Genomic DNA, 21,977 nt, shown 5'->3' with positions numbered 1-21,977 from the left:
ACACGCGCCCGGCGCGGAAAGGAGTTGCGGCTGATGGTGCTGGACGTAAAGCCAGAGCAAATCACCAAGGATCATTTCGATCTTATCGCGATCGGTTCCGGTTTCGGTTCGGCCTTCTTCCTGCACGAATTCGCCAAGCGGCGTAAGGCGCGCATCCTGATCCTGGAATGGGGTCGGCACAACACGCATGAATGGCAGCTCGGCCAGAACGTCAACACCGACATCGACGACGAGTCGACCTACAAGACCAACTCCGACAAGCCGTGGAATTACACGATCGGACTGGGTGGCGGGACCAACTGCTGGTTCGCCCAGACGCCGAGGTTCCATCCCAACGACTTCAGGCTGAAAAGCACCTATGGCATCGGCAATGACTGGCCGATCAGCTATGACGATGTCGAGCCGTTCTACTGCGATGCCGAAGAGATCATGTCGATCTCCGGCGATCCCGACATGGCGGCGATGCTGCCGCGCTCGAAACCGTTTCCGCAGCCGCCGCATCGCATGTCGACCCCGGACAAGATGATGAAGGCGGCCCAGCCCGGCCAGCATTTCGTCATGCCGACCGCCCGCGCCCGGGTGCCGACCGCGCAGCGCACCTCATGCTGTGCCAATCTGCGCTGCTGGCTGTGCCCGGTCGACGCGAAATTCACCGCCAACAATGGCCTGATGCATATCTTCGAGCATCCCGACGTTTCGGTCTGCCTCGGCGCGGAAGTGCGCAGGCTCGATCAGGTCGGCGGCACGGTCCGTTCGGTCACCTTCGTTCATGACGGCAAGGAGTATCAGGTCAGCGGCGACCTCTTCATTCTCGGCGCCAACGCCATCCAGAGCGCGGCGATCATGTTGCGCTCCGGCCTGGGAGACGAATTCGTCGGGCGCGGTCTGCATGAATCCTATGGCTGGAATTTCGAGGTCTATCTCGACGGCGTCGACAATTTCGACGGCAGCACCATCACCACCGGCCTGAATTTTGGCCTCTATGACGGTCCGCACCGGTCCGAGCATGCGGCGGCACTGGTCTATTTCGAAAACCGCTGGCAGCACGGGATGCGCGCCGAGCAGGGGCGGTTGCGCCAGACGCTGCCGCTGGTCGTGGTCACCGAAAACCTGCTCGATCACGAGAATTTCGTCACCCTCGACGAGCACGACAATGCCTTCGTCTCCTTCAAGGCGCCGTCGGACTATGCGGTCAAGGGCATGGCCCGGGCGCTGGACAAATTGCCGGAGCTGCTTGCGCCGCTGCCGGTCGAGCGGCTCTTCGACCGCGGCATCCGGCCGACGGAATCGCATGTCCAGGGCACGCTGAGGATGGGTACCGGCCCGGCTGATTCGGTGATCGACAGCGACATGATCCATCACCGGCTGAGAAACCTGGTTGTCGTCGGCACCAGCACCTATCCGAGCTGCTCCTGCGCCAACCCAAGCCTGACCGCGGCGGCTTTGTCCCTGCGGGCGGCGAGCCGGATCGCGTGAGAGGAGCGGGCCGATGATCGAAGTCACACGGCGCTCCGCACTGGCCATCCTGGCGGGTGGCGTTGCCGCGACGGGCGTTGCCTACGCCGCCGTCTCCTCGTTTTCGGACGAGGATCTGGTTCGCGTCACGCTCGAAAAATATCTCGGCAGGCTGAATATGCGCATCGAGCACCTGCAGCAGTTCGTGCTGGAGTTCCGCAACCGCAATCCCTGGATATTTCCGAGCGAGAAATTGAGCGACGCAGTCACTCTGGTCGAGGAGCTCAAATTGGGTGCCGTCCGCCGTCTGCTGCCCCATGAAAAGCGGGAGGATCTGATACATTTCGACCGCTGGGTCATCGCCGAATTCCATATGCTGACGGACTACGCCTGGCGCAGTTCGCCTGACGATCCGATCCGGTTCACCGGATGGCACCCATGTACCAATCCGTTCGCGACGCTTGATACGCCAAAGAGCGCGTGAGGCGCCTTCGACACGGCTGATCATCGGTCGCAGGGAATCAAACGCGAAAAGACAGGAGCCACGACCATGAAAGTGCTTTTTGCAGGCGGCAACGGCTACCCGCCGGAGTTCAGCGGCGGCGTTCAGTCGAGCACGCATCATCTGGCCGAACAGCTGATCGAACACGGACACGAGGCCGCGGTGCTTGCCGCCCTCTTCGGCGACGGCGTCTTCGGCTTGAAGGCGCGTGCCAAGATGAAGCTGTTGCGCCAGCCTGCGGTCGTCGACAGTTTTCCCGGCTACCCGGTGATCCGGGCGTGGTTTCCCTGGCAAGCAGCGGGTTTTGCCGTCAAGAAACTGCGGCCGGATGTGGCGGTGGTTCAGTGCCACAAATCGGTGCCCCTCGGCAAAGCGCTGAAGGCCGCGGGCGTGCCGCTGGTCGTCTATCTCAGAAATGTCGAGTTCCACGAGTTGGGCGGCGATTTGCGCGAACTGGGTTCCGCACTCTACATCGCCAATTCGGAGTTCACCGCGCGCACCTACAAGAGGGAATTCGGCATCGAGGCGACAGTGATCCCGCCGACCATCAACCCGACGCAGTACAGCACGCCGACCACGGGCCAGTTCGTCACGCTGATCAACCCCTATGAGGAAAAGGGCTTCGAACTGGCGGTCCGCATCGCCGGCGCCTGCCCGGAAATCCCGTTCCTGTTCGTCGAAAGCTGGAAGCTGGACGATGACCACCGCGCGCGCATCGAGGAAACGATCGCGCCGCTCGGCAATGTCACGCTGGAGAGCCGCACCAACGATATGAAGACGATCTATGGCCGCACCAGGATCCTGCTTGCGCCCTCGAAATGGGAGGAGGCCTGGGGCCGTGTCGCGTCCGAGGCCCATTGCAGCGGCATCCCTGTGGTCGGTTCGCGGCGTGGTGGCCTGCCCGAAGCCATCGGCCCCGGCGGCACGGTACTCGACTACGATGCTCCGCTAATCGACTGGGTCGCGGCTGTCAGGCAGCTGTGGAACGACAACAAGGAATATGAACGGGTTTCAAGCCTCGCGCGCGGCTTCGCGGCGCGTCCGGAGCTCGATCCGGACCGCCAGTTCGTCACCTTCTTCTCTATCCTTGACAGGGCGGTTCAGCAGCGGGCGCGCCAGGCGGCGTAGCCAGCGCTCAGGAAGCCAGCCGATCAGGCCGGGCGCTTGACCCGGCTTTTCAGCGTCTCGTAGCCGCGGGCGCCGAGCAGGGCGCGGGCCAGCGCCTTGGCGGCGCCCTTGCGGCCTTGCTGCGAGTTGATCTGCCTGAGCCTGGCCGGCAGGTTGCGCGCGGCCTGGCCGAGCGCCGGCAGCGACAGCGCATCGGGGAAGCTCACCATATGGGTTTCGACGCACAGCACCGGCTTGCCCGACAACTCCGTGATCTTCAGCGCCTGCGCATGCTCGCTTTCGATGAACAGGATGGCGTTGGATTTGCGGTAGAAATCGGCCTTGAAACTGCCATGCGCGCCGAGCCGCTGGCGCTCCGCCTTGCTCGGCAGGTCGAGCATGATCAGCTGGCCGTACACGATCCCATTCTTGGCCAGCCACGCCTCGGTCAGCGCACGGTATTTCTCCAGCCGGCTGGTGACCAGCCATCCGATCCTGTGGGTCGGGGCATGCAGCGGCCGCGCTTCACTGAGGAATTTCTCATAGGCCGGACCATCGTCGTTTTCCGCCTCGGTCGGATCGAGGCACAATACGCCGTCAATGTCGACGCAGCATTGCGCCAGGAATTTGTGATGCATGAAATTCCACTGGAACATGCGCGGATGCGGCACGACTTCGAAGACGACGTCGGTTTCCCGATGCTTCGGCTCCAGGCCGAATACTGCGGCATAGATGAAATCACCCTCGATGCCGGCAGCCTCGATACGGGCACGGGCATCGCGCATGGCGTTGCCGCCGGCGATGCTGTCGTCGATCACCAGCACCTTGCGCATGTCCGAGACCTTGCGGTCGAGCGCGGCGCGCCGCTTGGTAATGCCGGACGTATAGACCCGGCCGTCCAGGAAGGAATCCAGGTCGGTCATCGGAATGTTCGCCGCAAGACTGACCAGCGTCGCCGCCAGCACGCCGCTCCTGGGCACGCCGACCACGAGGTCGATGTCGCGTGGCAGCCGGCGAAGGTTGCCGACAATCGTGTCGTTCATGTCGGAGATCGATCGGTAGTGCATGGATCAGACCTGATGTTCGTGTGGATATTGGGTAGCCGGCAAAGGCGCCGAAATTATTGGGCCTCGCGCGGCGTTGCCGCCGGCTGTCTTGCCGGCAGCATCTTCAGGGCCTCGCGCAAGGCCTCGCGGCCGGATGCGAAGGCCAGCGCGACGACAATAGTGATGAGATAGGCAAGCATGGCGCCGCTGGCCAGGGCGACGACATGCTGCTGCGGCAGCATCGGCTTGATCAGCCAGACCGCCGCCAGTGCCAGATGCGCGCCGAGCACGAACGGCGTCGCCGCGCGCAGCACATGGCTGGCCCGCAGCGGTCCGCTCTTGCCGACATAGAGCCACAGGAACGGCGTGCGCAGATATTCGCTGACCGCGTAGGCGATCGCCACGCCGAGCGCGCCATAGGGCAGGCCGAGCGCGAAGGCGAGCACCGAGGTCACCGCGGTGATGATGCCCCAGCGCATGAAGTCGCCGGAACGGCCCTGGCTGACGAAAAGCCAGCCCGCCGGGTTGTTGAGCGGCTGCAGGAGCCCGGCAAAGCCGAGCGCCAGGAAGATCGAGGCGCTTGCGCGCCACTGTTCGCCGAGCACGAAGGGGATCAGCACATCCGACATTGCGGTGGCGAAGGCGACGCCGGGCAGCGCCACCAAAAGGATCAGCGGCATGACGCGCAAATAGGCGCTGCGGTAGCGGTCCGGCTCGTCCTTCAGCCTGGACAGCGCCGGCACCATGACTTTCGACAGCGGATTGGTGATCTGGCTGAGCGGGAACAGAAGCAGCTTGTACGCGCGGTCATAGAGGCCGAGTTGCTGCTCGCCCCAGTATTTGCCGATCAGCACATTGTCGAGATTGCGGGCAAAGAAATTGGCGAAGTTGAAGCCGGTGATGCCGGCGCCGAAATTGATCAGCTCGCCGATGCCCGCGACCTTGCGCGGCAGGCCGGGCCGCCAGCGCGAGCTTGCCCAGTAGCACAGCGTCGGCAGCACCGCGCCGGTCAGCGTGCCGGCAAACAGCGCCCAGTAGGAACGGTCGATGAAGGTCCAGGCGATCGACGCCACCAGCCCGGCAACCGCGCTGGCGACATCGATGACAGCCAGGCGCCCGAACTGCATACGTCGTGTCAAAAGCGCCAGATGCTGGGCGCCGAGCCCATAGGCCATGATCTGCAGCCCGAACGCGGCGACCAGTCCGGCCACGCGCGGCTCGCCATAGAAGGCGGCGACAAGCGGCGCCGCACCCGCGAGCACGCAGGCCAGGATGGCACTGACCGCGACATTGATCCAGAACAGGTAGTTCACCTCCTCATGGCGGATGCCCGATTTCTGGATCGTCGCCTGGGTCAGGCCGAAATCCTGGAACAGCGCGATGAAGGCCAGCACCGGCGCGCACATCGCCACGACGCCGAAATCCTGCGGCGACAAGAGCCGCGACAGCACGATGACGGATATGATCTGTGTCGCGACCCGCACCGATTGCGACATGGCGGTCACCACCGCGCCGCGCCCGACCGATTTACGCAGCGAGCCTTCCGGCGGATCGAATGGGTTGGCTTCCAAATTCAGGATTCCTGATTTTTTGCGCGGATTTCCGAACCCTGAAAACCCACGACCGCCGCCATCCCCAAACTACGGCAATAATTTTGCAGTGCAACAGAAAATGTCCATTGCTGCGCCAAAAATGTTGCGATGCAGCAAGAGCTGTACTAGCATCCCTTTGGGTGGGTCAAACAGCGGTCGAGTTTTCATGCTGCATGTCTTGTACCTGGTGCACGATGTTTCCGATCCGGCGGTTCGCCGACGGATCACAATGCTCAGGACAGGCGGGGCCCGAGTTACTCTGGCGGGCTTTCGCCGCACCGCAGCCCCGATTGCCGATATCGAAGGATTGCAGCCGGTCGACCTCGGCGCGACGCGCGACGGCCGATTCGGCCAGCGCCTGGCGGCGGTGGCGAAGGCCGCGGTTTCGATAGGCTCGAAGCTGAAGGGCGCGCCGCGGCCCGATCTCATCATCGCGCGCAATCTGGAAATGCTGGCGCTGGCGCGCCGCGCCAAGTCGGCCTTCGGCGCGACGGTGCCGATTGTCTATGAATGCCTCGACATCCACCGCCTGGTGCTTCGCGACGACATCTTCGGCAAGGCGCTGCGCGCCACCGAGCGCCATCTGGCGCGCGACGTGAAGCTGCTGGTGACCAGCTCGCCCGCCTTCATCGCCAATTATTTCAAGCCCTTCCGCCAGGTCGCCGCACCCGTCGAGCTGATCGAGAACAAATATTTCGAGGCAGCGGCGATCCTGCCCGGCGCGCGTGAGACGGTCGAAGCGCCTGCCGCCCCGCCGTGGCGGATCGGCTGGTTCGGAGCGCTGCGCTGCCGGCGCTCGCTCAAGCTTCTGGCTGATTTCACCCGCCGCATGGATGGACGTTTCGAAATCGTGCTGCGCGGCCGTCCGGCGCTCTCCGAATTCCCCGATTTCCACGCCTTCGTCGATGCCGAACCCTATCTGTCGTTTCATGGACCCTACCGCAATCCGGAGGACATGGCGGCGATCTACCAGGACGTGCATTTTTCCTGGGCGATCGATTTCTTCGAGGAGGGACAAAATTCGGAATGGCTGCTGCCCAACCGTCTCTATGAAGGCTGCCGCTTCGGGGCGGTGCCGATCTCGATGGGCCATACGGAAACCGGACGGTTCCTCAATCAGCAGGACATCGGCATCCTGCTGCCCAAGGCGACGTCCGAGGCGCTCGAAACCGCACTCGGCACGATGGAGGAGCAGCGCTTCGGCAGACTGAAGGCGCGCGTGCTTGCCCGCAATCCGAGGACGTGGAGCTACGATCGCAGCGACTGCAGCGCGCTGGTCGAGAAACTGCGCCGCCTGACCACCGTGCGCGAGCCCCTCGCGGCCGAAGCCCTGGCATAGGATGGACATCTCCCGATGACGCAAGCGCTTCCCTCCAGCCTGATCGTGATCCCTTGCCTGAACGAGGCAGCCCATATCAGCGCCCTGCTCGACCAGCTTTGCCCGGCGGCGGCAAGGCTTGGCGCCCGGATCGTCGTTGCCGATGGCGGCAGCACCGACGGCACGCTGGCCATTGTCGAGCAGATCGCCGCGAAGGACCCGCGCGTTGTCCTGCTTCACAACAGGCGGCGCATCCAGAGCGCGGCGATCAATCTTGCCGTCGGCACTTTTGGCGAAGGTGCGGAATATCTCATCCGCATCGACGCGCATGGCGGCTATCCCGACGATTACTGCGACCGGCTGCTGGAGGAAGCGCTCGCCACATCAGCCGATTCGGTCGTGGTTTCGATGCTGACCAGCGGCAGCGGCGCCGTGCAGAAGTCGGTTGCGGCGGCGCAGAATTCGAAACTCGGCACCGGTGGTTCCAAGCATCGTCACCTCTCGGCCGGAGAATGGGTCGACCACGGCCATCACGCGCTGATGCGGATATCGGCTTTCGGCGCTGTCGGCGGCTATGACGAGACCTTCAGCCACAATGAGGATGCCGAACTCGACTACCGGCTGCGGCAAGCCGGCTACAGAATCTGGATGAGCGGCAAGACGCAGATGGTCTACTATCCGCGCGCCTCGCTCAAAGGCCTCTATTTCCAGTATCTCGGCTATGGCCGCGGCCGCGCCAAGAATGTGCTGAAGCACCGCGTCATCCCGAAGGTCCGGCAGATGGTGCCGCTGGCGGTCTTCCCGGTGGTTCTTCTGGCGGCCTTCTCCTTCGTGCAATGGATCGCGGCTGTGCCGCTGCTGGTCTGGGCTTCGGTCTGCCTCGGCTACGGTCTGGTGACGGCCATTCGCCAGCGCAATGCCGACATCGCACTGGCCGGCGTTTCGGCCATGGTCATGCATTTCGGCTGGTCCGTCGGCTTCTGGCTGCAGCTTCTGGGCCTCGGCGCGCGACGCGGGGTGGCGTGATGGTGGCTCAGGCCAAGAACCGCAGCATCGACATCGGCGTGTGCACGTTCCGCCGGCCGGAGCTGGCCGACACGCTGCGCTCGCTTGCCGCCATGGAGATGCCCGAGGGCTTCGACGTCGGCGTCATTGTCGCCGACAATGACGACACGCCGAGCGCGCAGGCATTGGTGACGGCGCTGTCGCAGGAATTGGCGCTGCCGGTCCGCTACCGGCATGCCCCGGCGCGCAACATCTCGGTCGCCCGCAACGCTTGCCTCGATGCCAGCGAGGCGGATTTCCTCGCCTTCATCGACGACGATGAGACTGCCTCCGCCCGTTGGCTGGCCGAATTGGTGGCGACGGCCGAGGACAGCGGTGCGACAGCCGTGCTCGGTCCGGTGCGGGCGCTCTACCGCCCGGATGCACCCGAATGGATGCGCCGGGGCGATTTCCATTCGACCTTGCCGGTCTGGGTGCGCGGCGAGATCCGCACCGGCTACACCTGCAACGTCTTGCTGCGCATGCGGTCGGACAGCCTGCGCGGCCGTCGCTTCAGCCTGGCGCGCGGCCAGACCGGCGGCGAGGACACCGAACTCTTCGATCAGATGGTCAAGGCCGGCGGTCGCATCGCCTTCGCTCGAGAGGCCTGGGTTGACGAGGTGGTGCCGCGCTCGAGGGCCGCGCTCGATTGGCTCGGCCGCCGCCGTTTTCGCGTCGGCCAGACGCATGGTCACCTCTTGGGCAGCAATGCGCGCGGCATCGGGCTGATCAAGCATGTCGGCCTTGCCGCCGCAAAGGCAGCGTTTTGTTTCGCCGCGGCCCTTCCCGTGGTCGCCAGCCCGATGCGCAGGAACCGCAGCGTGCTGCGCGGCATCATGCATGTCGGCGTCGTCAGCGGCCTTGTCGGCGTCCGCGAACTCCGGCTCTACGGCCAATCGTCATCCCCGGAAGGAGGCAAGCGTGCAGCCTGACGTTTCCTTCGCCCCGGATGTTTCCTTTGTCATCGCCGCCTACAATGCCGAGGCGACGCTCGACCGCGCGATTGCCAGCGCCATTGCGCAGAAGGGTGTCAGCATCGAGATCATCGTCGTCGATGACCAATCGCGCGACGCCACGCTCGATGTGGCGCGGGCCTATCCCGGGGACATCGTGCGCGTCGTCGCGCTGGCCAAGAATCGCGGTCCCGGCGGCGCCCGAAATGCCGGGCTCGACGTCGCCCGCGGCAGGTGGGTCGCGGTGCTCGATTCCGATGATGCCGTCTTCCCCGGCCGCATCGCCGCCATGATCGGCCGCGCCGAAAAAGCGGATGCCCAGATCGCCGTCGACAATCTCCAGGTCATCCGCGAGGACGGCGTCGTCGAGGACGCGATGTTCCCAAGGCAGTATCTGGAAGGCCTGCGCGAGATTTCGCTGGCCACCTACATCGCCGGCAACGTCGTCTTCGAATCGAAGTTCAACCTCGGCTACCTCAAGCCGATCTTCCAGCGCCGGTTCCTGGACGAAAACCGGCTTCGCTATGACGAGAAACTGAGGATCGGCGAAGACTACGTCCTGTTTGCCGAGGCGCTCGCCAAGGGCGGCAGATGCGTGGTCGAGCCGGAGATCGGCTACGCCTACCATATTCGCAGCGGCTCCATCTCGCGTGTGCTCGAGCTTCACCATGTCGAAGCGATGCGCAAGGCGGATGCCGTATTCGCTCAAACCCATCGGATGGACGAGGCGGCCCAGGCGGCCTTTGCCCGGCGCGGCCGCAGCCTGCGCAAGGCAGCCTCCTTCCTGGCGATGGTCCAGCACATCAAGGCGCGGTCCCCGCTCAAGGCGATCCGGACGGCGCTCAGCGACCCGGCGGCGGTCAGGCATATGGGCATGCCGATCGCCGTGCGGTTGCGACGAGTAGCGGCACAATTTGCCGTGGGGGCGGGGAGGTGAAGATGCAGGCACATGGAGGGATTTTTCGTGGCCTGTGAATGGACTGAAGTCGATCTCCTCAGAAGGAATTTGCGATGAAGAAAATCAGGAAGGCCGTGATACCGGTGGCGGGGCTTGGAACACGGTTCCTGCCGGCGACCAAGTCGATGCCGAAGGAAATGCTTCCCGTGGTCGACAGGCCTGTCGTGCAATATGCGGTGGACGAGGCCTTTGAAGCCGGCATCGAGCACATCGTGTTCGTGACCGGCCGCAACAAGGCGGTCATCGAGGACTATTTCGACCTGCATCCGGAATTGATCGGAACCCTGGAGCAGACCGGCAAGAAGACCCAGCTGGAGGCGCTCGAAAGCATGCTGCCCGTGGCCGGCGCAACCTCCTTCATCCGCCAGCAGTCGCCGCAAGGTCTCGGTCACGCCGTCTGGTGCGCCCGCGAGGTCATCGGCAACGAGCCCTTCGCCCTGCTTTTGCCAGACATGGTCTCCTTCGGCGGGCGCGGTTGTCTTGCCGAAACCGTCGACCTCTACGAGCGCACCGGCGGCAATGTCATCGCCGTCGAACGCTGCGATCCGAGCGAGACCAACAAATACGGCATTGTCGGCCGCGGCGCCGAAATCGCCGGCGGTTTCGCGGTGACCGCCATGGTCGAAAAGCCGGCCCCGGCCAACGCGCCGTCAAATTTCTACATCAACGGGCGCTATATCCTGCAGCCCGAGATCTTCGCGCTGCTGGGCAATCAGCAGCGTGGCGCCGGCAACGAGATCCAGCTGACGGACGCCATGGTCCGCCTGTCGAAGGACCAGCCGTTCTTTGCCCAGCCTTTCCTGGGCCGCATGTTCGACTGCGGATCCAAGGAAGGCTTCATCCAGGCCAACATCGCCTTCGCGCTGGCGCGCAACGACATGAAGGGCCCGGTCTTCGAGATGCTTCAGGAGTTCGTCCAGTCGCATGAACGCCAGGAAGAAGCCGCATAATGCCCATCTTTCGGGAGTATTGCCGGATGGCTGGCGGCGAGGGGCCGACAGGCCCCGTCGTCTGGCATGAAGCTTGCGTTGCTTCTCGGCAATGCTCCCGACCGTTGGGGCGCCTGCAAGTCCAAGCATGATCCCGGAAAGCGGCTCCCGGTTTCCGCAAAGGCCATGCTTAAAACTGAGACAGGTCATGATTCCCGAAGTTTTCGGAAAAGATCATGCCCAAACAAAGAGATAGAGCCTCAACCCGATTATCGGGAACGCAACGGGCTCTGGGATTGGACCGACGATGAATTATGCCAACTTTCCTCTCGACAAGAGGATGCCATTGCCGAATTCGGACGCAGGAAACGGCGAAGACTTCATCGATGTCGAGCGGCTGCTTGGCATGGCTGCCCGGCAGGCCAAGGTGGTTGCCGTGTGCGCCGCCATCGGTCTTTTCCTGGGCATGCTCTATCTGCAGACAACCCCGCCCAAATATGTGTCGGTCTCGAGCGTGCTGATCGACGAGGGCCTGAACAAGATCGTCGACGACATTTCAGCGGCGTCGACGACCATGCAGACCGACTCCGCCATTCTGAGCCAGATCGAGATCCTGACCTCGACGCGGCTTGCCGCGGTGGTCGTCGACAAGCTCAAGCTCGACCAGAACGATGCTTTCATGAACCCGCCGCAGTCCGCCCTTGCCCAGGGCGTCGGCCTGATCCGCGGCCTGATCCAGTATGTCCGCCCCAGCCCGCCTATCCCGGGCATGGGTGACATCAGCAAGCTCGACCCTGCCACCCGCAATGCGCTGATCGCCACGTCAAGCCGCGACTATGCGATCCTCAAGCTGCAGAACGAGATCCAGGCGGATCGTGTCGGACGAAGCTACGTCATCGCGCTTGGCTATCAGGCGACCGATCCGGGCCTGGCGAAAGCGATCACCAAGGCCTATGCCGACGCCTATCTGGCCGATCAGCTCGATGCCAGCTTCGACGCCACCGAGCGCGCGGCGGTCTGGCTGCAGGGCCGGCTGACGGAACTGCGCGAGAGCTCGCAGCAGGCATCGCTGGCGGTCGAAAAATTCAGGGCCGAACACGGCCTGTCCGCCAACAGCGATGGCCAGCTGTTGAGCGACAAGCAGCTTGCCGACCTCAACGCCCAGCTCATCGTGGCGCAGGCCGACACGGCGCGCGCCAGCGCCCGCTACCAGCAGTACAAGTCGATCGTCGACAGCGGCTCGGACAACGCTTTCAAGGATGCTGCCATTTCGAGCGATCAGCCGAGCAGCTCGGTCATTTCGGCGCTCAAGACCCGCTACCTCACCGTCGCCAAGCGTCAGCAGGATGTCGAGGCGAATTTCGGTCCTCAACATCCGCAGGCCGTGGCGCTTGCCAAGGAAAAGGCCGACATATCGGCGCAGATTTTCGGCGAGCTGAAGCAGCTCACCGAAAGCTATCGCAACGAGTATGAGGTGGCGCTGGCGCGCGAGACCGCGCTCAGGGCCAATGTTGCCGCCGCTCAGGGCAAGAGCTCCACCGACAACCAGTCGCAGGTCCAGTTGCGCGACCTCGACCAGAAGGCGACGGCGCTCACCACGCTCTATCAGACATTCCTTGGCCGCTACGAGGAAGCCGCGCAGCAGCAATCCTTCCCGGTCGGCAAGATCCGCATCATCTCGGATGCCTCGACGCCGCTCTCCGCTTCGAGCCCGCGCAGCATCATCGTGCTCGGACTCTCGCTCGTGCTCGGCGTGCTGATGGGCGCCGGCTTCGGCGGCCTCAATGAGTTCAATGAGCGGTTCTTCCGGACCGGCGAGGAGGTCCGCGACCGCGTCGGCCTCAAATTCCTCGGCTATCTGCCGACCATCGGCAGCAGGCCCGCCAAGGAGGACAAGCAGGCCGAGGCTCAGCCGGATGCCAAGGCAGCGAGGTCGCCGGCGGCCATCGAAAGGCGCGCGCGCATGCGGGTGAGCATCGACGCGCCGGCATCGATGTTCTCCGAAACGCTGCGCAGCGCCAAGATCGCCTTTGATGTCGTGATGGAAGGACAGGGCAGCCGCGTTATCGGCGTCATCTCGGTGCTTCCCGGCGAAGGCAAGTCGACGGTCGCGGCCAATCTTGCCGGACTGCTGGCCGCCAACGGCGCCAAGACGCTGCTCATCGACGGTGACTTGCGCAATCCGGGCTTAAGCCGCAGTCTCGGCATGGAAGCCGAGCAGGGTCTCATGGAAGCCGTGGTCAATGGCCAGACCTGGCAATCGGTCGGCAAGATCGACCGGCAGACCAAGCTCGCCATCATTCCCGCCGTGCTGCGCGGCAACTTCTCGCACACCAGCGAGCTGTTGTCCTCGGCCGGCATGCGGCGCTTCATCGAGAACGCCAAGGAGACCTTCGAATACATCGTCGTCGATCTGCCGCCGCTCGGTCCGGTGGTCGACGCCAAGGCCTTCGCGCCGTTGGTCGACGGCTTCGTGCTGGTCACCGAATGGGGCCGCACGCCGCGTGCCATGGTCAGGTCGATGCTGGAATCCGAACCCTATGTCGCCAACAAGATCGTCGGCGCGGTGCTGAACAAGGTCGACCTGAAGAAGCTCGCCAAATACGGATCGTTCGGCGCGTCGGAAAAATTCTTCGACAAATATTCGAGCTACTATCTCGACAAGTCCGAAGTGCGCAGCAAGGCGACGGTGTGATTGATCCCGCCGTCTCTGGTGAGGCCAGCCGTGTCACCACGGCTGGTGCCGGCATTGGCTACGCTGCCTTGAGCCGGTAGCGGAATACCGTGTGGTCGAGCAGCAGCCTTATGCGCGGTTCGGCTTCCGTCGCCACCAGCCAGCTTGCCGCGATCATGGTCGCGCCGACCGCCGCCATCGACAGGAGATAAGGCATCCCGGCACGGACCATCACCCCGAGCATCGCCGCGCCGACGACGTCGTGGATCAGGTAGAGCGGATAGGTCATCAGGCCGATCCGGCGCCAGCCGCTCCAGCTGAGGTCGAGCCGCAGCGACCACGCCATCAGCCCGATGGCGACGAGGAAGATCAGGACCGGCGGCGCATAGGGCATCACGGCATTGACCTTGATGCTGTGGACGTCGACTGAACTGGCGATCTGCAGCACGCCCCCGCCGAGAAACAGCAGGCAGAAGCCAAGGCGAGGCACCGTCAGCGCCTTGAACCGGATCAGCCACAGCAGCACGCCGACGGCGAAGAAGCAGCCGTGATGTACCAAAGTGAGCTGGAGCAGCCGCGTCTCGGCGAAGTCGGCCCAGCCGAGCGGATAATAGAGGCACCAGAACAGCGTGCTGACCAGGCCGATGACGATGGCGACCGCCTCCATCAGATCGAAGCGGCCAAGCCGCAGCAGGATCCAGACGATGGCGTAGAAGGCGATCTCGATGCCGAGTGTCCAGTAGACGCTGTCCACCCAGGGACCATAGGGCACGAACAGCCCGGTGCGAACCAGCCTGACCACCGCGTCGGTCGGCCAGCTCAGGCCGATGGCAAGAAGCAGCACGGCGGTGACCGGCGCGCAGATCCAGACCGCCGGCGCCAGCCGCTTCACCCTGGCCTCGAAGAACCGCAGCGGCGTCGACTTCTCGGCGCTGAAGGCGATGACGAAACCGCTGATGACGAAGAAGATCTCGACGCCGACCCAGCCGGATCCGATCCAGGCGCCTATGTCAGGCTGCGCCGGCACGCCGCCCGTGGCCTGAGCCGAGATGCCATCGGGATAGGCCCACACCCAGAAGCCATAGTGGTAGACCATGACCAGAACGGCGGCGAGAAACCGCAGGATGTCGACGCCGCCAAAGGTAATTTTTTGCTGAGCCATACCGCACCGTCGGATGGCCCCCCAGGAGACACAGTAGGGTGGCTTGCTGCATTGCACAATAAAAGATTGGACGGGGAGAGGAAGGACGCGTGTCCGAACCGGATAGATAGGTAACAGAATGAACCGATAGCATGGGTGACAATCTTCTTGTCCGCCGGAGGACCGGCGATGGCCTATGCGATTGGCTGCCCCTAAACCCCGATCCCGCGCGCCTTCATCGCAGCGGTGATCTCGTCGAGGATGGCCGGATCATCGATGGTTGCCGGCATCGTCCATTCTTCCTTGTCGGCGATCTTCTGCATGGTGCCGCGCAGGATCTTTCCCGACCGCGTCTTGGGCAGGCGCTTGATCGTCACCACGGTCTTGAAGGCGGCGACCGGCCCGATCCGCTCGCGCACCAGCGCCACGACCTCCTTCTCGATGGCGCCGCCGTCGCGCACGACACCGGCGTTCAGCACCACGAAGCCGAGCGGAATTTGCCCCTTCATCGCGTCGGCAATGCCGACGACGGCGCATTCGGCGACATCGGGATGGGCGGCCAGCACCTCTTCCATGGCGCCGGTCGACAGCCGGTGGCCTGCAACATTGATGATGTCATCGGTGCGGGCCATCACGTAGAGATAGCCGTCCTCGTCGATCATGCCGGCATCCGCGGTCTTGTAGTAGCCGGGAAACTCCTCGAGATAGGCCTGGCGGAAGCGGGCGTCGGCGTTCCATAGCGTCGGCAGGCAGCCGGCCGGCAGCGGCAGCTTGACCACGACATTGCCGAGCGTTCCGCGCGGCACTTCGTGGCCGGCATCGTCGAGTACGCGGATGTCGTAGCCGGGCATCGGCACGCCGGGCGAGCCGTATTTCACCGGCAGCAGGCCGAGCCCCGCCGGGTTGATGGTCATCGGCGAGCCGGTCTCGGTCTGCCACCAATGGTCGACCACTGGCACGTTCAGCTTCTGCTCCGCCCATTTGATGGTTTCGGGGTCGGCGCGCTCGCCGGCGAGGAACAGCGTGCGGAATTTCGACAGATCGTATCTGGCAACGAACTCACCCCGCGGGTCCTGGCCCTTGATCGCCCGGAACGCCGTTGGCGCGGTGAACAGCGCGACCACGCCATGGTCCGAGATGACCCGCCAGTAAGTGCCGGCATCGGGCGTCCCGATCGGCTTGCCTTCGAACAGGACACTGGTGCTGCCATGCAGCAGCGGTCCGTAGACGATGTAGGAATGGCCGACGACCCAGCCGACATCGGACGCCGCCCAGAACACTTCGCCCGGCTTGACGCCGAACTCGTTTTCCATCGTCCATTTCAGCGCGACCATGTGGCCGCCATTGTCGCGCACGATTCCCTTGGGCTGGCCGGTCGTGCCTGACGTGTAGATGATGTAGAGCGGATCGGTGGCCAGCACCGGCACGCAGTCGACATTGGCGCCGGCCGCTCGTTCGCGCGCGACGGCGTCGGCATAGTCGATGTCGAAATGCTCCTTCAGGTCGCAGCGCAACTGGTCGCGCTGCAGGATCAGGCAGGCGTCCGGCTTGTGGCGGGACATCTCGATAGCCTTGTCGAGCAGCGGCTTGTAGGCGACGATCCGGCCCGGCTCCAGGCCGCAGGAGGCCGAAATGATCAGCTTCGGCTTGGCATCGTCGATGCGGGTGGCCAGTTCATGCGAGGCAAAGCCGCCGAACACGACCGAGTGCACGGCGCCAATGCGGGCGCAGGCAAGCATGGCGATGGCCGCCTCCGCCACCATCGGCATGTAGATGATGATGCGGTCGCCCCTGCCGATGCCCCGGTTCTTCAGCACCGAGGTCAGCGCCACCACTTCGCGCTTGAGTTCGGCGTAGGTGAATTTTTTCACCGTTCCGGTGATGGCGCTGTCATAGATCAGCGCGATCTGGTCGGCGCGTCCGCCGGCGACATGCCGGTCGACGGCGTTGTAGCAGGTGTTACAGGTCGCGCCGGTAAACCAGCGGCCATAGACGCCGGCGGTGGCGTCGAACACCTTATCCCAGGGCGAATACCAGTCGATGGCGCCGGCTGCGTCGGCCCAGAATTGTTCCGGGTCGCGTTTCCAGCCGTCATAGACCTCATGATAGCGTGAAGCCATCCGTAACCTCCCCAGGAACCATTTGACGTCTTTGCCAACAGCCTATGCTGTTTTTTCCGGCGCTGTCTTCCCTGATTTTCGTATGAACCGGTCCTGTCTTGACCCATTGCGCGTCGATCGTGACAAAACCGGTGTTTGCGCTGGCGATCGGCTCGGTGCTCGCGACCTCAACGGCAACCGCCCTGGCCGGAGATGCCGCGGCCAGGCGCGTCATCGGCTTTTCGCCCGATGGCCGCTATTTCGCCATCGAGCAGTACGGCCAGCACCTTCCAGCAAACCGGCGGCGATTGTCATGCTGGTGCAACGCTTCAGCCTGGGCTTTGAAGGGCGCGACCACGGCTTCGTCGCAGGGACTGGCTGCTTCGTTGAGAAGCCGGCCGATAGCCGTCTAACAAACGGTATTCATGGGACGAAATGTCGACCGCACTAGATCGGCAGGGCCGCAAGCATGAGGCCCACGCCGCCGAAGATCAAAATGGCTGCCGCCAGCGCTTTCCGATGACGTTCGAAAGTCGTCGGAGCCCGCTCCCAGTTGTAACGCATACGCTATCTCCCCAAAAACCCGGGAGTGCTTACCTTACTTAGGGGAAGAAAAGCAACCGCCGGTCGAGTCAACGCACTTACCGGAGGCTTCATGGTGACGACTATTTCTGGGGTGATTTCCGCTGAGAGCAGGTGATGGCGCATAGACCGCCATTCCCAACGGAAGCGCTATGGCTCTTTCCAGGGAAAATCGCCGCGCACTCGAATTTCTACATGCCCCAACGCAGCGCCGCCGTATGGACAGGCGCGTCCCACCAGCCGGTCATCTCGTCATCGAGCATGGTGAGCGTGATCGAGCAGCCGGCCATGTCGAGCGAGGTGACATAGCTGCCGACCAGCGAGCGGATGACCGTCACGCCGCGCGTCTCGAAAATTCTCCGCGCGCTGTTGTACATCAGATAGAGCTCCATCAGCGGCGTGCCGCCGAAGCCGTTGACGAACAGCAGCGCGGGGCCTTTCGCTTTGTCGCCGAGATCGCCCAGAATGGCGGTACAGATCTCCTCGGCGATCGCGTCGGCGGTCTTCAAAGTGTCGCGCCGGCGGCCGGGCTCGCCATGGATGCCGACGCCGAATTCCATCTCGCCGTCGCCGATGTCGAAGGTCGGCTTGCCCGCCGCTGGCACGGTGCCGCTGGTCAGCGCCACGCCCATCGAGCGGGTGGCCGCGTTGACGCGCTCGCCCAGCGTCTTCAGCACTGGCAGTGCCAGGCCATGCTCGGCCGCCGCGCCGACGATCTTCTCCACCACCAGCGTGCCCGCCACGCCGCGCCGGCCGGTCGTATAGGACGAATTCTCGACGGCTACATCGTCATTGGTCACCACCTGCTGGACGCCATCGGACATTTCGGCAGCCATGTCGAAATTCATCACATCGCCCTCGTAGTTCTTGACGATGAACAGGCAGCCGGCGCCGGTGTCGACGGCCTGCGCCGCCGCCAGCATCTGGTCCGGCGTCGGCGAGGTGAACACCTGGCCGGGGCAGGCCGCGTCCAGCATGCCATGGCCGACAAAGCCGCCATGCAGCGGCTCGTGGCCCGAGCCGCCGCCGGAGATCAGCGCCACCTTGCCCGGCCGCAACGTCCTGCGGCGGACGAATTTGTGCTCCTCGCCAAGCACGAGGATGTCGGCGTGGGCGGCCACGAAACCGTCGAGGCTCTCGGTCAAAATCGTGTCCACCGCGTTCACAAATTTCTTCATGGCGTCCTCCCAAACAGCCCGGCAAGAATGGTCAGCTGCCACCCTTGCCGGCGATGCTGGTGATCTTCTGGATGAATTCGTTGATCGCCCGATCGAGCGCCGCATTCTGCTTGTCGTCGCCGAAATCCGGCACGACGAGCGACACATGCCGCGTCTTGCGCATGCCCGCGGCGATCGACATTTTTCCCGGATGCGCCTGATGGTAGGCGGCGAGAAACTGATCCCGCTCGGCTGGACTGAAATGGCAGACGGAAAAAATAGCCGGCAAATGCTTCGACGGAATCGGCACCGTATAGGCAGGACTTGAAATCTGCGTCACGAAGCTGCGGTGCTTGCCGAGCGCGTCGGCCAGGCGCTGGCGCATGCCGGATGGCCGCTGGTCGATGACCTGCGACAGGATCGTCTTGTAGGCGCGGATCGCCTCGTCGGAGCCGGATTCGGGTTTGATGTCAACCATGCCGGCCGCGCCTAGACCGAGACATCGGATATGGCCGCCTTGGCCATGGCGAGTTGCGCCGGTGCGACCGACAGATCGCGCAAACCAGCCTCCAGAAGCGAAGGAATCGACGCGGGATCGCCGCCGGCATCGCCGCACAGGCTGACGGGAATGCCGTTTTCCCGTCCGAAGGCCGTGACCGAGCCGATCAACCGCAGCACAGCGGGATGACGGACCGAATTGAGATGCGCGACCGCGGCATTGTCGCGCGCCGCCGCCATCACATATTGCGTCAAATCGTTGGAGCCGATCGAGAAGAAGGCGACGCCGGCGAATGCCTCCGGCGCGATGGCCACCGACGGCACCTCGACCATGATGCCCAACGGCGGCATCCTGTGGGCGACGCCGCGCGCGGCAAGGGCTGCCTGCTCCTCGGCGAACAGGGTGGCTGCGCGCTCATACTCATCGGCCATGGCGATCATCGGAAACATCACCTTGAGAGTGCCGTGTGGCGCGGCGCGCAGCAATGCCCTGATCTGTACGCGAAAAATATCGAGCCGCGCCAGCGACAGCCTGATGCCGCGCAGGCCGAGGAACGGATTGCCCTCCTCGACGGTGAAGCCCGGCACCGGCTTGTCGCCGCCGGCGTCGACAGTACGGATCGTCACCGGTTTTTCCCCGGCCCATTCCAGCACCTTGCGATAGGCGCGATACTGCGTCTCCTCATCCGGCAAATTCTTGCCGAACAGGAACTCTGTGCGCATCAGCCCGACACCGTCGCAGGTCGCGATATCGATGCCGTCGACATCGGACGGATCGGCGATGTTGACCTGCACGCGCACCGCCGTGCCGGCCTTGGTCACCGCCGGCCGCGCCAGAAAACGCCGGGCCGCGCCCTGGCGGGCGACGAAGGAAGCGGATGACTGCCGGAACGCGCCGATCTCCGCCGGCGAGGGCGCCAGCACGATGCTGCCATGCTCGGCATCGAGCAGTGCCATGCCGGCAAGATCGGCAAACGGTTCGCGCAGCCCCACCACCATCGGCACGCCACGCGAGCGCGCCAGCATGGCGACATGGCTGGCGGTGCTGCCCGCCTTCAGCGCGATGCCGCCGCCATGGCTCCAGTCGGTTTCGAGAAAGCGCGTCGGCGCGATGTCCTCGCCGCAGAGGATGGCGCCGGACGGTGCCGTGCTGTCGCCGTCCTCGGTCAGGGCACGCAGCACCTGGTCCCTGATGTCGCGCAGGTCCATGGCACGCGCACGGAAATAGTCCTGGTCGGAGGACTCGTAACCGGCGATCTCGGCATCGAGCGCCACTCGCCATGCCACGTCGGCGGTCTGTCCGGAAGCGATCGACGCGAAGGCCGGCCCGCTCAAAGCGTTGTCTTCCAGCATGGCAATGTGGAATTCGAGTATGCCGGCGGCGTCGCTGTCGGCGGCCTCCGCCATGGCGGCAAGCCGGCTCACTGCCGTGCCGATCGCGGCTTGCAGCGACGTCTTCTCTTCCATAGCGGTGGCTTTGCCCGCGTAGACGGCCGGCGGCCGGTCGAGGTCGAACAGCGGCCCCTCGGCATAGCCGGCCGAGGCCGGAACGCCCTCAATCCGCATGGCCCGCATTCCCCGCGGGCCGGCGAAGAAGCGCGCCAGCCTCACGCCGAGCGGACATGACCGGCGTCCTCGTCGAAGTCGCGCTGCACCAGCTCGATCAGTGCGCGCACCGCATCATCGGCGCCGCTGCCGCTGGCCCTGATGTGCAGCACCGTGCCCTTCGGCGCCTTGGCCGCCATCACCTTGACGATGCTCTTGGCGTCGAACCACGGCCCGTTGGCGGCCAGCGCGATTTCCACGTCGGCGGCAAAGGTCTTGGCCAGCTTGGTGAACTTCACCGACGGGCGCGCGTGCAGCCCCACATCGTGGGTGATCAGGACGGTCGCTTCGGCGGCTGCGGACATTTTTCAGAAATCCCGTTCACTCACGACGGCGACAATTCGTGCGCCGTCGCCACCACTTCCTTCAGCGAGGCGCCGCCGGAGGATTCGGTCGCGGCCATCACCGCGCCCTCGACGATCGGCGCGTTGCACACGATGATCTTCTGCGCACGCGGCTCGCCGATCATCTCCACCGCCATTTCCGAGTTGGTCTCGGCGCCGCCGAGATCGACAAGGATGGCGACGCCGGCTTCCGACCAGGCCTTGTCGATGGCACCCATGATCGCCTCGACATTGGTGCCGAGCCCGCCATGACCGTTTCCGCCGCACCATGCAAGCGGCACTTCGTCGCCCACCATCTGGCGTACCATGTCGGCCGTGCCCTCCGCGACCAGCGGTGAATGCGACACGATCACGATCCCGACATTGCTCATGCACTTTCCCCGATCGCTTGCCCAACCGAGCGCACCAGCAGCGCGGTCGAGCGCGCGCCGGCATCCATATGGCCGATCGAGCGCTCGCCAAGGAACGAGGCGCGACCGCGCAGCGCCTTCATAGGCACGGTCGCTTCGGCGGCGGCGTCGGCGATATCGGCGATCTCAGCCGCCGTCTTGTCCCCGGCCAAGGCGTCATGCACCGGCTGCAGCACATCGAGCATGGTTTTTTGTCCGATCTGCGACTTGCCGCGCGCGGCCACGGCTTCGACCGCCTTGCCGAAGGCAGCGGCCAGGTTGTTGCGATCGGGGTCCGCCGCAATCTCCTTGCCCAGCGCCATGAACAGCGTGCCGAACAAGGGACCCGAAGCGCCGCCCACCGTCATCACCAGCTTGGTGCCGATCGCTTTCAGGGCGTCAGGCAGCGGCTTTGCGGCGAACGCATCGGCCTCGGCTCGCACGGCCTCGAAGCCGCGCTTCATGTTCAGCCCATGGTCGCCGTCGCCGATCGCCTGGTCGAGCGCCGTCAATTCCTCGGCGTGAGCGGCAATCGTATCGGCGGCCACCGCGATCAGCCTGGCAAGGTGCAACGCCGCCATATC

20 protein-coding genes are annotated in these 21,977 nt (G+C 64.4%); 10 read left to right on the top strand and 10 right to left on the bottom strand.

Annotation, left to right across the window (positions count from 1 at the left end; translation table 11 throughout):
* Nucleotides 1–33 precede the first annotated feature (33 nt).
* From FJ546_RS05165 to FJ546_RS05155, 3 genes are all read left to right on the top strand, one after another.
* Complete coding sequence (locus FJ546_RS05165) at nt 34–1,476, top strand: GMC family oxidoreductase (RefSeq protein ID WP_140888366.1); 1,443 nt, start codon at nt 34–36, stop codon at nt 1,474–1,476.
* Between the two features lie 13 nt (nt 1,477–1,489).
* Nucleotides 1,490–1,939, top strand: coding sequence for a hypothetical protein (locus FJ546_RS05160; RefSeq protein WP_140888365.1), 450 nt, complete (start codon nt 1,490–1,492; stop codon nt 1,937–1,939).
* A 66-nt stretch (nt 1,940–2,005) separates the two neighbouring features.
* On the top strand, nt 2,006–3,085 hold the full coding sequence (locus tag FJ546_RS05155) for a glycosyltransferase (protein WP_140888364.1): 1,080 nt from the start codon (nt 2,006–2,008) through the stop codon (nt 3,083–3,085).
* 23 nt (nt 3,086–3,108) lie between these two features.
* Here the strand turns inward: FJ546_RS05155 and FJ546_RS05150 are convergent, their stop codons facing one another.
* A complete protein-coding gene (locus tag FJ546_RS05150; protein ID WP_140888363.1) occupies nt 3,109–4,131 on the bottom strand; it encodes a phosphoribosyltransferase family protein in 1,023 nt (340 codons plus the stop codon).
* A gap of 53 nt (nt 4,132–4,184) precedes the next feature.
* A complete protein-coding gene (locus FJ546_RS05145; RefSeq protein ID WP_140888362.1) occupies nt 4,185–5,681 on the bottom strand; it encodes a lipopolysaccharide biosynthesis protein in 1,497 nt (498 codons plus the stop codon).
* A gap of 187 nt (nt 5,682–5,868) precedes the next feature.
* On the opposite strand from FJ546_RS05145, the gene FJ546_RS05140 reads away from it, so the two are divergent.
* The 6 genes from FJ546_RS05140 to FJ546_RS05115 all read left to right on the top strand — a co-directional run bounded on the left by FJ546_RS05140 (nt 5,869) and on the right by FJ546_RS05115 (nt 13,599).
* Complete coding sequence (locus FJ546_RS05140; protein WP_140888361.1) at nt 5,869–7,041, top strand: glycosyltransferase family 4 protein; 1,173 nt, start codon at nt 5,869–5,871, stop codon at nt 7,039–7,041.
* Nucleotides 7,042–7,056: 15 nt separating this feature from the next.
* Entirely contained in the window at nt 7,057–8,046 is a 990-nt protein-coding gene (locus FJ546_RS05135; RefSeq protein WP_140888360.1) for a glycosyltransferase family 2 protein, read from the top strand.
* Nucleotides 8,046–8,996, top strand: a complete 951-nt coding sequence (locus FJ546_RS05130) for a glycosyltransferase family 2 protein (protein WP_140888359.1) — start codon at nt 8,046–8,048, stop codon at nt 8,994–8,996. Before FJ546_RS05135 ends, FJ546_RS05130 begins: the two co-directional genes overlap by 1 nt.
* Nucleotides 8,986–9,954: a glycosyltransferase family 2 protein gene (locus tag FJ546_RS05125; RefSeq protein ID WP_140888358.1), complete on the top strand. Its 969-nt coding sequence runs from the start codon at nt 8,986–8,988 to the stop codon at nt 9,952–9,954. Before FJ546_RS05130 ends, FJ546_RS05125 begins: the two co-directional genes overlap by 11 nt.
* 74 nt (nt 9,955–10,028) lie before the next feature.
* Nucleotides 10,029–10,925: a UTP--glucose-1-phosphate uridylyltransferase gene (locus FJ546_RS05120; protein WP_140888357.1), complete on the top strand. Its 897-nt coding sequence runs from the start codon at nt 10,029–10,031 to the stop codon at nt 10,923–10,925.
* Nucleotides 10,926–11,211: 286 nt separating this feature from the next.
* Nucleotides 11,212–13,599: a polysaccharide biosynthesis tyrosine autokinase gene (locus FJ546_RS05115; protein ID WP_140888356.1), complete on the top strand. Its 2,388-nt coding sequence runs from the start codon at nt 11,212–11,214 to the stop codon at nt 13,597–13,599.
* Nucleotides 13,600–13,657: 58 nt separating this feature from the next.
* On the opposite strand, the gene FJ546_RS05110 is transcribed toward FJ546_RS05115, so the two are convergent.
* On the bottom strand, nt 13,658–14,740 hold the full coding sequence (locus FJ546_RS05110) for an acyltransferase (protein WP_140888355.1): 1,083 nt from the start codon (nt 14,738–14,740) through the stop codon (nt 13,658–13,660).
* A 191-nt stretch (nt 14,741–14,931) separates the two neighbouring features.
* Nucleotides 14,932–16,839, bottom strand: a complete 1,908-nt coding sequence (locus tag FJ546_RS05105) for a propionyl-CoA synthetase (protein WP_140888354.1) — start codon at nt 16,837–16,839, stop codon at nt 14,932–14,934.
* Nucleotides 16,840–16,958: 119 nt separating this feature from the next.
* Between FJ546_RS05105 and FJ546_RS05100 the strand changes: the two genes are divergently transcribed.
* Nucleotides 16,959–17,231: a hypothetical protein gene (locus FJ546_RS05100; RefSeq protein WP_140888353.1), complete on the top strand. Its 273-nt coding sequence runs from the start codon at nt 16,959–16,961 to the stop codon at nt 17,229–17,231.
* A 360-nt stretch (nt 17,232–17,591) separates the two neighbouring features.
* On the opposite strand, the gene dhaK is transcribed toward FJ546_RS05100, so the two are convergent.
* Genes dhaK through dhaL form a run of 6 tightly spaced genes read right to left on the bottom strand, consistent with a single transcriptional unit; the run spans nt 17,592 to nt 21,974 of the window.
* The gene (gene dhaK, locus FJ546_RS05095) at nt 17,592–18,578 is read right to left on the bottom strand and encodes a dihydroxyacetone kinase subunit DhaK (RefSeq protein ID WP_140888352.1); all 987 of its coding nucleotides are present in this window, start codon (nt 18,576–18,578) and stop codon (nt 17,592–17,594) included.
* 31 nt (nt 18,579–18,609) lie between these two features.
* The gene (locus tag FJ546_RS05090) at nt 18,610–19,035 is read right to left on the bottom strand and encodes a hypothetical protein (RefSeq protein ID WP_140888351.1); all 426 of its coding nucleotides are present in this window, start codon (nt 19,033–19,035) and stop codon (nt 18,610–18,612) included.
* Nucleotides 19,036–19,046: 11 nt separating this feature from the next.
* Nucleotides 19,047–20,621 (bottom strand): phosphoenolpyruvate--protein phosphotransferase, encoded by a 1,575-nt coding sequence (ptsP, locus tag FJ546_RS05085; protein WP_181167818.1) that lies wholly within the window; start codon nt 20,619–20,621, stop codon nt 19,047–19,049.
* Between the two features lie 41 nt (nt 20,622–20,662).
* Nucleotides 20,663–20,965, bottom strand: a complete 303-nt coding sequence (locus FJ546_RS05080; RefSeq protein ID WP_140769963.1) for an HPr family phosphocarrier protein — start codon at nt 20,963–20,965, stop codon at nt 20,663–20,665.
* A gap of 20 nt (nt 20,966–20,985) precedes the next feature.
* The gene (gene dhaM / locus FJ546_RS05075) at nt 20,986–21,375 is read right to left on the bottom strand and encodes a dihydroxyacetone kinase phosphoryl donor subunit DhaM (protein WP_010913108.1); all 390 of its coding nucleotides are present in this window, start codon (nt 21,373–21,375) and stop codon (nt 20,986–20,988) included.
* On the bottom strand, nt 21,372–21,974 hold the full coding sequence (dhaL, locus tag FJ546_RS05070; protein ID WP_140888349.1) for a dihydroxyacetone kinase subunit DhaL: 603 nt from the start codon (nt 21,972–21,974) through the stop codon (nt 21,372–21,374). Before dhaL ends, dhaM begins: the two co-directional genes overlap by 4 nt.
* Nucleotides 21,975–21,977 lie beyond the last annotated feature (3 nt).

The sequence above is a fragment of the Mesorhizobium sp. B2-4-19 genome (assembly GCF_006441315.1).
Classification (GTDB): Bacteria; Pseudomonadota; Alphaproteobacteria; order Rhizobiales; family Rhizobiaceae; genus Mesorhizobium.
The sequence above is the reverse complement of the archived record's forward strand: the minus strand, read 5'-3'. Positions and strand labels throughout refer to the sequence as shown.